Origin of the sequence: Adonisia turfae CCMR0081 (assembly GCF_011009555.1) — a bacterium.
Taxonomy (GTDB): Bacteria; Cyanobacteriota; Cyanobacteriia; order Phormidesmidales; family Phormidesmidaceae; genus Leptothoe; species Leptothoe turfae.
Genome location: NZ_QXHD01000004.1, coordinates 5,041,603 through 5,056,966, shown reverse-complemented (window position 1 = coordinate 5,056,966; position 15,364 = coordinate 5,041,603). Strand labels below are relative to the sequence as shown.

The 15,364-nt window shown below is 45.5% G+C and carries 16 protein-coding genes; 8 read left to right on the top strand and 8 right to left on the bottom strand.

The annotated features are described in order from the left end of the window. Nucleotides 1–574 precede the first annotated feature (574 nt). Together katG and DXZ20_RS25680 are read left to right on the top strand one after the other, a co-directional pair. Entirely contained in the window at nt 575–2,812 is a 2,238-nt protein-coding gene (gene katG / locus DXZ20_RS25685; RefSeq protein ID WP_250565927.1) for a catalase/peroxidase HPI, read from the top strand. A gap of 199 nt (nt 2,813–3,011) precedes the next feature. Further along, nucleotides 3,012–3,572, top strand: a complete 561-nt coding sequence (locus tag DXZ20_RS25680) for a redoxin family protein (RefSeq protein ID WP_163701921.1) — start codon at nt 3,012–3,014, stop codon at nt 3,570–3,572. 120 nt (nt 3,573–3,692) lie between these two features. Here the strand turns inward: DXZ20_RS25680 and yddG are convergent, their stop codons facing one another. The 4 genes from yddG to DXZ20_RS25660 form a co-directional block, all read right to left on the bottom strand. Then, nucleotides 3,693–4,580 (bottom strand): aromatic amino acid exporter YddG, encoded by an 888-nt coding sequence (yddG, locus tag DXZ20_RS25675; RefSeq protein ID WP_163701919.1) that lies wholly within the window; start codon nt 4,578–4,580, stop codon nt 3,693–3,695. A gap of 80 nt (nt 4,581–4,660) precedes the next feature. After that, the gene (locus tag DXZ20_RS25670; RefSeq protein ID WP_163701917.1) at nt 4,661–5,410 is read right to left on the bottom strand and encodes an AraC family transcriptional regulator; all 750 of its coding nucleotides are present in this window, start codon (nt 5,408–5,410) and stop codon (nt 4,661–4,663) included. Nucleotides 5,411–5,452: 42 nt separating this feature from the next. Continuing rightward, complete coding sequence (locus DXZ20_RS25665) at nt 5,453–6,334, bottom strand: DMT family transporter (protein WP_163701916.1); 882 nt, start codon at nt 6,332–6,334, stop codon at nt 5,453–5,455. After that, the gene (locus DXZ20_RS25660; RefSeq protein ID WP_163701914.1) at nt 6,331–6,855 is read right to left on the bottom strand and encodes a MarR family winged helix-turn-helix transcriptional regulator; all 525 of its coding nucleotides are present in this window, start codon (nt 6,853–6,855) and stop codon (nt 6,331–6,333) included. The genes DXZ20_RS25665 and DXZ20_RS25660 overlap by 4 nt, the downstream gene beginning before the upstream one ends. Nucleotides 6,856–7,006: 151 nt before the next feature. Here DXZ20_RS25660 and DXZ20_RS25655 point away from each other — a divergent pair, with 151 nt between their 5' ends. Then, a complete protein-coding gene (locus DXZ20_RS25655) occupies nt 7,007–7,564 on the top strand; it encodes a TerD family protein (RefSeq protein WP_163701912.1) in 558 nt (185 codons plus the stop codon). Between the two features lie 276 nt (nt 7,565–7,840). Here the strand turns inward: DXZ20_RS25655 and DXZ20_RS25650 are convergent, their stop codons facing one another. Beyond that, on the bottom strand, nt 7,841–8,425 hold the full coding sequence (locus DXZ20_RS25650) for a DJ-1/PfpI family protein (protein WP_163664353.1): 585 nt from the start codon (nt 8,423–8,425) through the stop codon (nt 7,841–7,843). Nucleotides 8,426–8,641: 216 nt separating this feature from the next. On the opposite strand from DXZ20_RS25650, the gene DXZ20_RS25645 reads away from it, so the two are divergent. After that, the gene (locus DXZ20_RS25645; RefSeq protein ID WP_163664355.1) at nt 8,642–9,013 is read left to right on the top strand and encodes a DUF7980 family protein; all 372 of its coding nucleotides are present in this window, start codon (nt 8,642–8,644) and stop codon (nt 9,011–9,013) included. A gap of 15 nt (nt 9,014–9,028) precedes the next feature. On the opposite strand, the gene DXZ20_RS25640 is transcribed toward DXZ20_RS25645, so the two are convergent. The 3 genes from DXZ20_RS25640 to DXZ20_RS25630 are packed head-to-tail and all read right to left on the bottom strand — an operon-like array spanning nt 9,029 to nt 10,832. Then, nucleotides 9,029–9,760: a DUF2927 domain-containing protein gene (locus tag DXZ20_RS25640; protein WP_250565926.1), complete on the bottom strand. Its 732-nt coding sequence runs from the start codon at nt 9,758–9,760 to the stop codon at nt 9,029–9,031. 41 nt (nt 9,761–9,801) lie between these two features. Continuing rightward, the gene (locus tag DXZ20_RS25635; protein ID WP_163701908.1) at nt 9,802–10,422 is read right to left on the bottom strand and encodes a GNAT family N-acetyltransferase; all 621 of its coding nucleotides are present in this window, start codon (nt 10,420–10,422) and stop codon (nt 9,802–9,804) included. A 20-nt stretch (nt 10,423–10,442) separates the two neighbouring features. Then, a complete protein-coding gene (locus DXZ20_RS25630; RefSeq protein ID WP_163701906.1) occupies nt 10,443–10,832 on the bottom strand; it encodes a 2TM domain-containing protein in 390 nt (129 codons plus the stop codon). Nucleotides 10,833–11,150: 318 nt separating this feature from the next. On the opposite strand from DXZ20_RS25630, the gene DXZ20_RS25625 reads away from it, so the two are divergent. From DXZ20_RS25625 to DXZ20_RS37810, 4 genes are all read left to right on the top strand, one after another. After that, nucleotides 11,151–12,140: an NAD(P)/FAD-dependent oxidoreductase gene (locus tag DXZ20_RS25625; protein ID WP_163701904.1), complete on the top strand. Its 990-nt coding sequence runs from the start codon at nt 11,151–11,153 to the stop codon at nt 12,138–12,140. A gap of 70 nt (nt 12,141–12,210) precedes the next feature. Beyond that, nucleotides 12,211–12,759 carry a hypothetical protein gene (locus DXZ20_RS25620; RefSeq protein WP_163701902.1) on the top strand — a complete coding sequence of 183 codons (549 nt, stop codon included), beginning with the start codon at nt 12,211–12,213 and terminating at the stop codon, nt 12,757–12,759. 138 nt (nt 12,760–12,897) lie between these two features. Beyond that, nucleotides 12,898–13,959, top strand: coding sequence for a histidinol-phosphate transaminase (gene hisC / locus DXZ20_RS25615; protein ID WP_163701900.1), 1,062 nt, complete (start codon nt 12,898–12,900; stop codon nt 13,957–13,959). A gap of 683 nt (nt 13,960–14,642) precedes the next feature. Further along, nucleotides 14,643–15,364, top strand: a 722-nt coding sequence (locus DXZ20_RS37810; RefSeq protein ID WP_250565925.1) for a hypothetical protein, incomplete at its 3' end; no start/stop codon positions are given.

Genomic DNA, 15,364 nt, shown 5'->3' with positions numbered 1-15,364 from the left:
TGAGCAGTTTTGTGCCCTGGAACTCTTTGACTTTCCCAAAATGCATATGTATGGAACATTCTCACCAATCAAATAGGAACGCTATATTTCAGATAAATACAAAAAGAGTGTCTGTAAATTAGTTTATTTTTACATGCTCTTAAAAAAAAAATTAAGATTAATAGATTTTTAATCCTAAAAATCTAAGTGGATTGGTTAAATAACCTGTGATTATATTTTTAGGGAGAAATATATCTCTGAAAACCTTATTTTTGATGGGCTTTAATTCTGAAATGCCTTTCTGGCAAAAGAATTTATAGAGGTCTAGCTATTTAATTGGTTGATTTCATCTCAAGGATTTATACTTATTTATTCCATGTAAAAACTCCTGTTAAACACCTATTTTTATAGGAAAAAAACTATAAAATTAAAGTTTTTAAAATTCAGCTATTTTTCATATTCAGGGATTATTATTGGATTAAATATGTTGTTAGCCATGCCAGCGACAAACAACTTGATTAATTTTTTTCGTGCCTATTGGAGCATATTGACGCGGCGTAAAGAAGTTTTCACTACACACTCTTTAGGAGACACTATGACCGACTTAAGCAGTAGCATGACCAGTCAGCCAAGTAGCAGTAAAGGAGGATGCCCATTTACTGGTGCGACCCAGAAGTTTACCGCTGGCACTGGAACCTCTAACCAAGATTGGTGGCCAAATCAGTTGAACCTGAAGATTCTCCACCAGCATTCTCCCCAGTCGAATCCCATGGGTGAGGTCTTTAACTACGCTGAAGCGTTTAAAAGTCTTGATTTAAATGCCGTTAAGAGAGATATTTTCGATCTGATGAGAACATCTCAGGATTGGTGGCCAGCAGACTACGGTCACTATGGACCATTCTTTATCCGGATGTCCTGGCACAGTGCTGGTACCTACCGCATCAGCGACGGACGTGGTGGCGGTGGCACCGGCAACCAACGGTTTGCTCCCGTTAACAGCTGGCCTGATAATGGCAACCTTGATAAGGCTCGCCGGTTGCTTTGGCCCATTAAGCAGAAATATGGCAGGAAAATCTCCTGGGCCGATCTGATGATCCTCGCTGGTAACTGTGCCCTGGAGTCAATGGGGTTCAAAACCTTTGGCTTTGCCGGTGGACGTGAAGATATTTGGGAGCCTGAGGAAGACATTTATTGGGGCTCTGAGTCTGAATGGCTTGGCGACAAGCGCTACACCGGTGACCGCGAACTTGAAAATCCGCTGGGTGCGGTTCAAATGGGTCTTATCTATGTGAATCCAGAAGGTCCCAATGGCCGTCCTGACCCAATCGCTTCAGGCCAAGACATTCGCGAGACCTTTGATCGGATGGCGATGAATGACGAAGAGACTGTTGCCCTCGTTGCCGGTGGGCACACCTTTGGTAAATGCCACGGTGCTGGCGATGCCGCATTGGTGGGGCCTGAACCCGAGGCGGCTCGCATTGAAGAGCAAGGGTTGGGCTGGAAGAACAGCTTTGGTAGTGGTGTCGGTGTTCATGCGATCACCAGCGGCATTGAAGGGGCATGGACCACCAACCCAGTGAAATGGGATAACAACTACTTTGAAAACCTATTTGGTTATGAGTGGGAGCTAACAAAAAGTCCTGCCGGTGCCCACCAGTGGGTTCCCAAAGGAGGTGTTGCTGACGATGCGGTACCCGATGCCCACGATCCATCGAAGCGTCATGCTCCCATCATGACCACAGCGGACATGGCCATGAGAATGGACCCCATTTATGGGGCGATTTCACGACGTTTCCTTGAGCACCCAGACCAGTTTGCTGATGCGTTTGCCCGTGCATGGTTTAAGCTGACACACCGCGATATGGGTCCCCGCGTACGTTACCTCGGCCCTGAGGTTCCTGCAGAAGAGCTGATCTGGCAAGATCCGGTTCCGGTAGTCACCCATGAACTGATTGATGGGCAGGATATTGCAGTCCTTAAGGAACAGATTCTTGGTTCTAGTCTCTCCACCTCTGAATTGATTTCAACGGCCTGGGCATCGGCCTCCACATTCCGGGGGTCTGATATGCGTGGCGGAGCGAATGGAGCCCGCATTCGTCTTGCACCGCAAAAGGATTGGGACGTGAATCAGCCGGGACAATTAGCCACTGTGCTACAGACGCTGGAGGCCATCCAACGTACCTTCAACACGTCTCAGGTTGGTGGGAAAAGAGTTTCGCTGGCTGACGTGATTGTTCTGGGTGGATGTGCAGCTGTTGAGCAAGCGGCGAAAAATGCTGGTTGGTACGATGTTAAGGTTCCCTTCACCCCTGGACGCACCGATGCATCAGAGGCGCAAACTGATGTGGAATCATTTGCTGTCCTTGAACCCATGGCGGACGGGTTCCGCAACTACGTTAAAGGCAAGTACACCATACCTGTAGAGAAACTGCTGGTGGATCGGGCTCAGTTACTGACGCTGAGTGCGCCTGAGATGACGGTTCTTATTGGTGGCATGCGTGTTTTGAATGCAAACGTTGGCCAGACCCAACACGGTGTGTTTACTAACCGGCCAGGGACATTGACCAATGATTTCTTCGTAAATCTGCTCGATCTTGATACAACGTGGAAGGCAACCTCTGAAGCGGAAGATGTATTTGAAGGGCGCGATCGCAAAACGGGCGAACTTAAGTGGACCGGTACCCGTATCGACTTGATCTTTGGTTCAAACTCTCAGCTGCGTGCACTTGCTGAAGTTTACGGCTGTGAAGATTCACAACAACAATTTGTGCAAGACTTTGTGGCAGCCTGGAATAAAGTAATGAACCTCGATCGCTTTGATCTTCTCAATTAGTCTCAGTAAATAGGCCTTCAAGGGGGGCTGAGCGTAGCCTCACCCGATGCTCGGGTGAGGCTATATAAACCTTTAGAAATCTTGAACGCAGATGGATGTATTTGCTGTTGGTCTCAGGGTAGTGTCTCTACTCAACAATCTCGTAGGTCAGGAGGGGATAACTGACTCCACTGTTGCCTGCAAGTAAGGAGTTAGTAAAGTGGTATTTAATCATAGGGGCCAGCGTGTTCCCCAAGTTGCCTTTTGGATGTTTGCTGACGGGGGATGGTACAAGACTTCGACGGCAGATCTCTTTAATAATAAAATCGTAGTGGCGTTTGCGGTGTCAGGAGCCTTTATCTATCCCTATGCTTCTATTCAGCTATTAGGCTACAACGAATACTCCAAGGTATTTCGAAGAAACGGTGTGGATGAGATCTTTTGCATTTCAGTCAATGATCCGTTTTCACTGGCAACCTGGGCTGAACAAGAGGGAGCCGATCAGGTCAGCTTTATCCCCGACGTAAATGGCGACTTTACTCGCGAGATGAGGATGATGGTAAATCTTTCCAGTCAAGGAATGGGTTACCGCTCTTGGCGTTATTCCATGCTAGTGAGAGACAGTGTGATTGAAAAAATATTCATTGAACGGGCCCCGATTGAAACAATTCCGGTGATTTCTAATGCTGAAACAATGTTGAACTACATTAACCCAAAGGCTGAAACGCCTGAGCAAACAGCTGTACTGATGCAAATGTGGCGGACGATGCTTTCTGACTAAAAAAAGGGTGAATACAGGTAATGACATCGCATGACATCATGCAGTTCTTGGTTGGAATGAATATATCCTGGTGGTGTCAAGGAATAGACAGCAGGGGTTAGGGAGTAGGGTAGGGTCGATTCAATGCGATTGAAAATCGTTTGCTGGTTTAAAGAAATCCATAATGGCCAAAAATGCGCCACCTACAATTAGTAGACAGGCTAGCCAGATCGACCAGGTTGCTTCAGCCAACCCGCAGACGATCAATAGAATGGTCGATAACAAAGGAGCTGTGTAAGAAAGCGCGCCTAACACCTTAATATCACCATGTTTAACACCGTAGTCCCAGGTGAAAAAGGCCAGACCGACGGGACCCAATCCCAAACATAGAATCGCAATCCACTGCCAGCCTGTGGGTAAGATGGTTGGCTCAAACATAAAATGACAGAGCCAGGCCAAAATTGCCGTCGCCCCACAAAAGCCGCCCACGGCATTGGTGGGAATATTGCCAAACCGCCGTGACAATAACGAATAGCTTGACCAGGTCAACGCGCAGACAAGTGCGGCCAAATAGCCTGTAGTATAGCGAGGGTCAAAGCTTAAGGATTGCCCTTTGGTGATTAACAAACCAGCACCGATGAAACCTGCGATCGCACCTCCCACATGAAACCATTTCAGCCGCTCCCCCGGTAATAGTGCTGAAACAAACACAATCAACAATGGCCACAAATAGGCAATCAAACTCGCTTCAACAGCAGGCGCATTTTGCAATGCCATAAAGTAGAAAAAGTGATAGCCAAATAGCCCGGCAATACCCAGAGCCCACACTGCTTTGGGCAGTTTTAGATGATCCAGCGGATTGCCTCCATCTCGTATCCAGGTGGCAACCCCAATGAAAAAGGCAACCGTAAATGACATTGCCGTCAGTTGAAACGGCGGGATCGGCCCACTAAGTTTGGTCAATAAGGCCAGAGTGGCCCACATTAAAATAGCTGTAAACCCAATAGTGGTAGTTTTTTTTCGACTCACACTCGATTGCACCGCAGCAGCACCCTAATGGTTACGCTGCCCATCATAGAAGCGTAGCCAATGGCTAACTTATCCAGATTTCAGGAATAAGTTAGCTGGATTTCGGATCCGGTGCGATAACGCTTTGGTGAGATTCCTTCTAGCTGTTGAAACAAACGTGTGAGGGATGACGCCTGCTCAAAACCGACCTGTTGCGCAATTTGATAGATTGGTAAATCAGTATGCAGGAGTAGATTCTTTGCTTTTTTAAGCCGTAGGTCTTGAATATACACCTTAGGAGATTTTCCCGTTTTTGCCTTAAACCATTCGCTGTAATAGGAAAAGCTATACCCCTCAATCTGGGCTAAGTAAGCCACATCCAGATGACAATGGTAGTGTTGGTGAATATAATTCAGGGAACGAGAGCCGAACGATTGAGCCAGCAAGCTACTGATATAGTGCACCAGATGCAATAACGGACCAGCTGGAGACGAGTTCTCCCCTAAATCACCCTGTTTATCAAGTTCAGCTAACAAGAGTAAACGCAGAGCATGCCATCGCTCTTCAAAATCGGCTCGAATACCCTGGGATATTTCATGTCTGGCCAGATCTGCCACAAGATGAGCAGGAATATCGAGCACTAGAAACTCGTTTGTATCTTGGGCATAGAAATAGTGTGAACATCCAGAAGGTACAAAAAAGACAGACGACTCATCCAGCTCAAATTGATGTACCTGGGTTTTGATAAACAGGCTACCGGTAAGCGGCACAATTAACTGAGCAAAGGGATGATCATGGGTACAGCCCTTTGCAGCATAGGTTCGCTTTTCACCAATAATTGTCTGTAGCATGGACATAGCCTTAGGAACCCCACACTTACAATACTATCTCGCTTAGGTCACTTGCAGCTTGTTAGCCCAATAGGACGATGCGACAACTAGCAACCCACCAATTCCTTGGGCTAAGCTCGGTTGCTCGCCAATCATCACAATGGCACTGGCTACACCAAAAACAGGAATTAAAGCAAGATAAAATGCCGCATGGCTAGCAGGCACATGCCGCAATGCAGTGAGGTATAGCAAAAATGCTAAGGCATATTGCATAATTCCTGAACCAATTGCTAGCAACCAAAACTGTGGTGAAATATTGGCTGCACTGATCCCATAGCTGGGATTAAGCAGAGATAACGCCCCAAAACATAGCACCGTTGTCATCAAACCGATGGTCTGCTGCGATGTGGTGAGCTGTAAAGGATTTGCTGTTTGGATCTGTCGCTTACTTAAAAGAGCATAAAATACTGCAAAAAGTGTGCCCAGGAGTACGAGTAAATCGCCCCTGAGAGACGCATGGTCAATACTTTGAACATCTTTCAATATCAGTAAAGACACGCCGCCAAAACTAATGCTAGCCAAGAGTATTTTCCCTAATGTCAGTTTTTCACCTAAGAAAACGGCTGCTAACAAAATGGTTAGAATCACCTCAGTTGAACCAATTAATGTGGCATTGCTGGCAGTTGTCATCTTGACACCAAAAATACCAACCATATAGGCCAAAGCCGGTTCAAAGATACCGGCCACACCTTGCTTAAGTTGTTGCCAGGACAAGGGAACCTGATGCTCTGTCAGATAACAGACCGTAAAAAGAAAAAGAACACTGGACAGTAATTGAATAATCAGCAGTGTGGTTGCTGAAATTTCTGAAAGGGCAATTTTTGTCAGGGTTACCCCGACTCCCCAGCAAAAGGAATAGCTGAGGGCAATAATAATATTGTTCATGGGTTGTCCAGCAACTGGCAATATTTTTGTTCCACAGGGCAACTGTCAGCTGGACACACGTCTTCTTCACAAAGACGACAAATTGCAAAACTTCGTAGCTCGCTAGTAGTCATCGCTGTCAGCATCTTTTCCAGCAACTTTGTTAGCTGTTGGCGTTCATCCAGACTCAGAGGCTCTACAGCCAGGTTCAACTGTTGTCGACGCTCGGTTAAAATTGCTCGCCGTCGACCTTGCCCTGCCTCCGTAAGAAATAGGGCAAGGGTGCGACCATCTGTCCCAGGTCGACGTTCCACTAACGCTTGGGAAGCCAAACGATCGATCAAGCGCACGGTACCTGGATGGGAAAGACTGAGAATTTGACTGAGGGTATTGATCGAAAGACCAGGGTTAGCACCCAATGTTACCAAGGCAGCAGGGGCTTCACCGCCATATCCAGCGTTGACTTTAACCACTGCATTTAAGGCATCACCAAGGCTGAGAGCCAACGCACCTAGAAGGTTTAGGGTTCTTTCATTATCCATAGAGCACATTCATCAGCCTATATTTATTTTACATGTATGCATTATGCATATATTTTTGAAAAATGAAATTGGTTCCCATGGTTTGCCATGGCTATCCTAAACTGCCCTTGATGTTTAATACTGTTTAGTTAGCGTCTGCATTACTCGCATTATGATCTCCGATTCTGCACCTCAACGTCTACCCAAGTATGTCTCTCAGCTCCGCTGTGGTCTCGGTTGGGATGCTCAAGCTGAAGCAGAACTAGATTTAGATATGGCAGTCTTAGCCCTCACTGCTGACGGTAAACTGGCCGCTGGAAAAGAAGGCGTCATCTATGCAGGACATCCGCATCACCCATCTGGCGCTATTCAATTACTCAATGACAATATTACGGGAGCAGGTGAGGGCGATGACGAACAGCTTTTAATTCGTCTACAGGTTGTGCCTGCTGAAATTAAAAAGTTATTGTTTGTTGTCAATATTGACTGTGGGGAAGAGCAACAACAGGACTTTAGCCAAACTGAGAATGCATTTTGGCGCATCTTGGATAATGCTAATCAGCAGGTTTTACTCCGTTCCGCATTGTCTAACCCTCAGTGGCAAGGTATTACGACACTGTTTATTGCCACATTGGAACGTATAGAGACTCAATGGCAACTAGCTTCTTGTCTTGAGGCCAGTCCATTAAATAATCTCAATGAACTGCTTTATGGGTATCTGCCAGCCTAAACTTTTGTGTCTAAGACCAGGCAGGGAGTCCCTATCAGCTTAGTTATGCCTGCATTCTCTTTTTTCAAAAAACTGACCTGAACGCTCCCAGCGACTGCATTCTTGTAGCGTCTCAGTAAAGTTAATTTTAATCAGGGAGTGCATTTCTGACCCTAGGGTCTCTGTTGACAGTTCCTGGTTTGATATGTATGCATGGTGTGTGCCTATTGGATTTGATTGTACCCTAGCTATCCATCCGTCTCAAAAGCCTTCCAAAAGCGTTCTGACCGCTTAGTATCATTCAGGCTTTGTCCAGTCAAAATCCATTTGTTTGGCTGTTTTTTGAGCCAAGGCTTGCCCACAAAATTTACTCACTAAATATAAGCTCATATCAATACCTGCCGAGATACCAGCTGACGTCACAACCTTGCCAGTATCAATCCAGCGGATATCTTCTTGCACATCAAGATTAGGATACTGTTGGCGCAGATCGGCGATATCTTCCCAGTGGGTTGTCACAGACTCTGTAGTAATCACCTGAGCTGTAGCGAGTAGGAAAGCTCCAGTACAAACAGATGCTGTTAGTTTAGCGGTTTTGGATTGCTGAGCAATCCAGCTAATGACCGGAGGCTTGAGCATTTCTTCGGTATGCACACCTCCAACAATAATTGGCACATCAATTGGAGGATGATTATGAAATCCATACTCAGGAAGCACTTTATAGCCACCCCGAGCAGTAACAATTTCCCCCGTTTGGCTCACTAAAAATGTCGTGAAAGGTGTGCTGCCAGGACAAATTCTAGAGGCCGTGCAGAATACTTCAAAAGGACCAGAAAAATCTAGAACCTCTGCCTGGTCATAGATGTAAATCCCTATGTTCATAATGACATCCTAGAATTGATAACTGCTTCCCTCTTCTACCATGGAGTGATCGGGGAGCTTCTAGTTTAATGACGTTGCATTACAAGACCTAAAAATAATATAAATCACTTACATGCATGCTATCGATAGCTCAAACACACTTCTAGCTAACCTAGTACACGGTCACAAGTTACACTAGAATTTGAACTTAATCATTTAAATCTAACGGCTGTCCCCTTGACTCTATTTAAAAACCTGCGCGGTGGCGCACTGGTAAGCATTGGGTATATGTTGTCTCCCCTCTCATGGTGGAATGATCTATTTTTTAACCTGCCCATCGCTCTGGCTTTTGGTTATGGGGTGAGTTGGCTAAATTCCCATTGGTTTCTCCCAGGCACAATAATTGGCTACTGGCTCTCCAATGTGCTGGGGATGATTATGATGCAGTTGGGAGCAATCGATATATTTCTGCCTGACGATAAACGGAACATTATCCGAGATACCTTAATTGGCTTGGGCAGTGCCACCCTCTATACAATCATTGTTTCTGCCTTAGTTTACTTCCACGTATGGGATATTCCTGACTTTATAACGGACCTACAGCTCTAATCTCCAAGAACATTTTTATAGAGATTTAAAGACTGCATTGAGGTCCTGTTTGGTCATGTTGGCGTTTACTTTATCGCTGTATAAAATCTTGATTATCTGCTGATCAATCGCTGAATATTCTGTGGTTTCCGTCCACTTTTGGTAAAAAATACTCTCTGGATATTTATATGAGTCATTTAACAATCCTAAAGACTGAGTAAGCTCTTCTCGTAATATATGTTTCTGAGCATTTTCATCGGTAGCCCTCAGTACATCAACATACATTGAGCCCTGGTATATTTCACCATTACCATCCCAATAAACCCAAAGCAGTCCCCAGTTATCATCCACATAGGGTTTAGCGTTCGGCTCTATATCTGAATACTCTGCTGCACTGCCAAAATGAATTAAATAATTAGACTCTTCTTTAGAGGCTGTTCGTGTCAGCTGAATTGACTCACTTAGCTGGTTAAGCTCGTCGATAATTTTGGTTAACTCTACATCTAAATATGTAGAATATTGCCCAGAAATAAATATTTTTATATCCGTCTCCCATTTGATAACTCGGCCTGTGGATTCACCAAATTCTGAACTCAGAGCAACCTCATAGAAATAGTCTAGAATCTCGTTCGTTTGCTCCACTGACATATTCGTGATCTCAGCATCAGAGCCATCTGCAGTGGATATTGAAGAATTTTCACCATGGGGCTTAAGACAACTACTAAGGCTGACAAGCATTAGAGTAGTACCGACCAAAAAACGGATCATCAATTGCTAGGTGGCATGGGATTAACTAGCCGGATCTTAGCCTAATCAGCCGGCGACGTAATCTGCGATAGCAACCAATATTGGAGGCCACTTTTGGGGGCTATATCAGTGTGAATAACTTCAAAGCCAAGGTGCTGGTAAAGGGGGACATTTTTCTCGTTATCCGTTCTCAGTAGACAGGTTGAGTAACCGCTACTATACATGTCCCTCAGTGCTGATTGGAGCATCCGTTTGCCCAGCCCCTGCCCCTTGGCCTGCGGATGCACACCCACGAGCCATAGGTAGGCAAACGCCTTTGGTGCTTTGGACAAAAGCACATGTTCACAAAAGCCATCATGGGCTTGTAAACGATTAAATGCATCAAAACCCATGTTCAACGGCGTCCAAATCAATCCGCTCCGGAGTAGCTGAAATAGATTCAAGGGAAGGACATGCCCTGGCAGCCAGGCAAGTACGCCATGTTCTGGGGCAAATTGAACGCTACCGTAAAGCATAGCAGAACGGATAATGGGCAGAAAAAGCTGTGCCAGATTTCTCTCCCGTGTTGCAGCATCGGGAAATAGATAGGCCATAAAGATGTCTTGGGCAAAGGCTGCGCCTAAAACGTCAGCAGCCGTTTCTTGTTGAGCAGTGGTTAAGGTATTCTCTGATTGTTTAATCATAATTCACTACCAAGCTTGGTTTAGACCTTTCCCCATGATTGAGTCTTGGTGCAGGGCAAGAAGTCTTCTGGCAACAGCAGACCTAGACCCCAACCTAAGAGGGGATAGATAGCCCAGGTAATTGTGCCGCTGAGGGTGACGTTTAGGGCAAGTAAAAAGGCATTGACAACCGCATAGGTTTTCAGACTCTGTTGGAATTTCTGGCGCTTTGACGCTTGCATAGAGACGGACTGCTTGGGCACGGGTACCTGTTGCAAAGTTTGCTCTGCCTGCTGGAGAACCTCTGGGGAGATGCCTAGGTCAGTAGCCATTTCTATGAGTTGCGATCGCGAAAATCCATCTTCCTGCCGCTGTCCCATGGCCGCCACCAAAATTTGCTGCACCTGCTCAGCTGAGTAACTTTCTGCCATTACTAAACCTCCCTACAAACATCATTCAATATTTACGCTGTCAACTTAAAGATAGCCAACCATATTGACACTGTCAACATGGTTTTTTCGCCTGCCTTGGGGCCATTAGGTAAATACGCTAAAGCTCCTTACACCAAGCTTTCAGGGCGCTGTAAGCCGCCAATGCCTTAGAAGTTCCTGAGAATTCAAGCCAATATACAGACCTGTCTATATAATTGAAGTTGTGAGCGACCTTAGGCGGCTATTCTTGTCAGCTGCTTTTGGTTTATAAGTACAGACCTGTCTACCTATGCAGTTGCGTAAAGGAGATCCTTGACTATGAAACTTAATAAACGAAATCTCCAAGAACAAAATGATCATATTTACGATGCAGTTGTTGTAGGAGGCGGAGCCGGTGGTCTCTCTGCAGGGATCTATCTGCAACGCTATCTTCTCAATACCCTGATTATTGATAAGGGCAAAGCTCGCTCATTGTGGATGCAGGAATTACACAACTACCTGGGTCTGCCTCCGGATACGCCAGGACGGGAACTGCTTAAGCAAGGGAAAGAGCATTATCTTTCTCTGAATGGCGACTGGCTGAATGCTTTTGTAGAAGACGTGACCGACGCAGGCGACTATTTTATTGTGCGTGTCAAAATTGGACGTAGCAACAGTGTCTATCACAGCTTTAAGACCCGCTATTTAGTTGCTGCCAGCGGTGTAATTGATCATCTGCCCCAGCTTGAAAATATGCAAAATGTCTTTGATTATGCTGGCTACAATCTGCATGTGTGTCTGATTTGTGATGGCTATGAAGTTGTTGATCAGCGTGTGGGTATTTTTGGTGCCAGCGAAGCCAGCCTGGGGGTTGCCGAACCGTTAAGCTGGTTTACTCGCGATATTGTTCTATTGACCAATGGACAGTTTGAGGTCAGTCCAGAACGTAAAAAGTCTCTAGCTGACCAAGGCTTTGAATTAGTTGAAACGCCCATTAAGCAATTCCTCGGTGAAAACCATCAGATGACTGGTGTGGAGCTAGAAAATGGCTCCAAGGTTCAGCTGCAAGCTGGGCTAGTTTCCATGGGCTCTCGCTACCACAGCGATTACTTAAACGGTATTGATCTGGACTATAAAGGCGGCAACCTGATTACGGATGATATGTTGCGCACATCTCACCCACGTATCTTTGCCATTGGTGACCTTAAAGTCGGTATGAATCAGGTGATTGTGGCCGCCTCTGATGGCGCAAAGGCAGCTACCCAAATTTGGCGAGACATTCGCCGGGTAGAAGGTAGCCGACGTGCTGGGAAAGCAATTGCCGCCTAATAAATTTGTTGTTGCTGAGGATCGGCAACAACAAAAATCTCTTTTACCATCTCTATGTCTTTTCAGAATCATGCTCCCTATTACTATTGAACGTATCCTCCATGCCATAGCCCTTACTAGTCTGGTATCTTCATTTGCCCCCGTTGCCGTCGCTCAACCGTCTACTAACTTGGTAGATGCTGTACCTGAAGAGATCGCCTTAGATCTGAGATCGCCTGACGTACGCAACGGAACTTATCTCTTTAGTAGTGACCTACAGCCAACGTCATCCGATAGCCTTGCTGACAGCTCTGAATCTGCAACTGTTGAATATATGGTGTTACAGCTAGAAGAGAATCAAGTAGTCGGTGGATTCTATCAGCCACTATCAGAATATAGCTGTTTTACAGGAACTGTTCATGGAGAGAGTCTGGATTTGTGGGTGTCTCCTCCTAGTACCACAGAGGTTTATCCCTACAGCATTTTGACCCAGCTACAGCCTACCATAGCGGGGCATCCAGAGGCGACTGGCCTAGCCCCCTATGAACTAGAACTCAGAGATGCCCATCGTCTTAGCACGCTGGATCAGGTGAGCCAAAATGTTCTTAATGCTTGTCTGATTGAGCTGAGCGTTCGTTAACCTAGAAAAGGATAGTCGGGTCCCAAAGGCGTAACCCAGTTGCAGGAGGGGTCACCGAAGATTTAACGCGACAAATATCAGAGCATCACAACGATAACCTACAATGAATAGGTTTATGATCATGTTGCTAGAGCTGCCATGGGTTATTTTCGTTCTGCCATTGATGCGATGACGGGGTATGTACCTGGTGAACAGCCGGCACCAGGTACCAGGGTAATCAAACTCAACACCAATGAGAATCCTTATCCTCCTTCACCTCAGGTGGCAGTAGCGTTAAAAAATATCAATCTTGATCAGCTCAGACGCTATCCTGAGCCATCTGCCAGAGAGTTTCGTCAGGCAATTAGCGAGGTATTTCAGATACCTGCGGATTGGGTGATTGTGGGTAATGGCAGTGACGACATTTTGAATCTTTTGGTACGGGCCTGTGCTGAAGGGGATAATCGTAAAGTTGTCTATCCCATACCCACCTATGTGCTTTACAAGACACTGTCTGCAATACAAACCGCCGATATCGTTGAGATTCCCTATCCTCAGAATTTTCAGTTACCTATCGAGGCGCTAATTGCAGCAAACGGTGCACTCACATTTGTTGCCTCTCCCAATAGCCCCTCCGGTCACATGGTGTCCTTGGATGATTTACGGACTCTGGCTCAAAATGTGTCAGGTGTGGTTGTGATTGATGAAGCCTACGTGGATTTTGCTGAATTCTCGGCCCTACCATTGGTGCAGGAATTTGAGAATGTTATTGTCTTACGAACACTGTCCAAAGGCTATGCTCTGGCTGGGTTGCGGGTGGGTTTTGGCATTGCCAATCCGACGTTATTAGCAGGGCTGTTGAAGGTGAAGGATAGCTATAACGTGGATGCGATCGCAATCACCTTAGGCGCAGCCGCCATCCGTGATCAAAATTATAAAAATGCCCGTGCCAGTCAAATTAAAGCCTCCCGGTCTAAGCTATCCATCGATTTAAAGCGTTTAGGATTTTCAGTCCCTGAATCCCATGGCAATTTTATCCTGGCCACACCCAACAGCCACCCTGCAGAGTCGCTGTATCTAGCTCTAAAAGAGCAAGGAATTCTTGTCCGTTATTTTAAGCAACCTGGCTTGGAGGATAAACTACGCATCTCCATCGGGACTGAGGAAGAAAACAAAACACTCATAGAAGCATTAGCTAGCTTGATTCAAAACAACCCATAAAAATTTCTCTATTGAGTTAAATATAGGGAAAGGTCAACCAATTTCGGTGTAACGTTGCGCCGAAATTGGCTTGCATACTATCTGATATGTGCTTAAACCAGATATTTGATTAAGTAATGTCTCATTTACTGAAAAAAGATAACATGTTCAGAAAGGTCCGTCGGTAATTTCTGTTCTCGCATATGATTAATCTAATAACTTAAGTTAGTGATTTTGCGAAAAGTCGTTTCGCTTTTTCTAAATCAAGTAGTACGAATCTATTTGATAGCGGTGTGTAGCGGGCACTGACATGAAGAGTCCCGCGTGTAAACTTCTGCTCTAACTGTAGTATGCTTGCCATAGGGCTACTGTATTCCTTCTTCTGGTCTGGTTGGAGACAGAGGGTATGACCCAGGAGGACATATGATCATTTTTCACAATGCTTTGTTTAGGCGTTATTCCCTGGCTTACATTTGTTGAAGATAAAGTTGTTCTAGCGAGCTATTACAGCTTTACAGAGAATTAGCGCTCTATAGAATTCTATAGGCGGTCCCTGACAAGGATCAGAGAAATTTTGGTCTGAGACTTCTGTCTGAGCGCGATCTAAGCTGGCGATCTCGGTGAGGTGATCGTTAAACTCTCCTGTTTAGCCTTGGTTTTAAGCACCATGGTGCCAGCTTTTGTTGATTTCTATTTTAGAGAATATGGTTGAAACATCACTCTCAGTAGAAAACTGGGTGGCTGTTAGCCAAATGTTTGGGTTGACCGATTTAGTTGATGAGGTGAATGGATCAACAACATCGACTTCAACACCAGTTTTACTATCTTCTTTTCTCCACCATGGCCAGTTAACAGTTGTAGCTAGTGACAACCAAGGTACATTATTTACTAATCCCACGGACCTCAGCGCCAGGATAACCTTTATCCCTGATGTCAATGGACGATGGTTTATTGAGCGTCCACGCCCGATAGATCAAGCAGAATCAGAAATATTGGAACTTGATTCCCAAGGCAGTGAAGAGTGGGCCAATGTAGCAACTGTTGACTCTTATCGTCCTTTAGGTGCAATCCTCTTTAGGCGAGAAAGCTGGGATGACAATACATATAAAAAGGTTGGAACACAGATAACAAAAGGACTAGATCCTGGAGAAAACATCTACTTAGTCTGTAATTTCTATCGTGAAGGCTATGAGGTGCCGGGGAATGTCAATCTCGCTACCAATTTGTATTCTTCGAACAGCGATAGTATAACCGTTTGGTGGTTCCTTGAGGTTGATCAGGAGGAACCTACTCGAGGTGAATTTACAGTCAAAGCTACCTCGGGACGTCTATTTACCAATAACTTTGATCGCACATTAACATTTTATTTTGTGGCTGAGGGAACATGGCAAATTTTCCCAACCGGTCAGTTAATTGAATATATCGG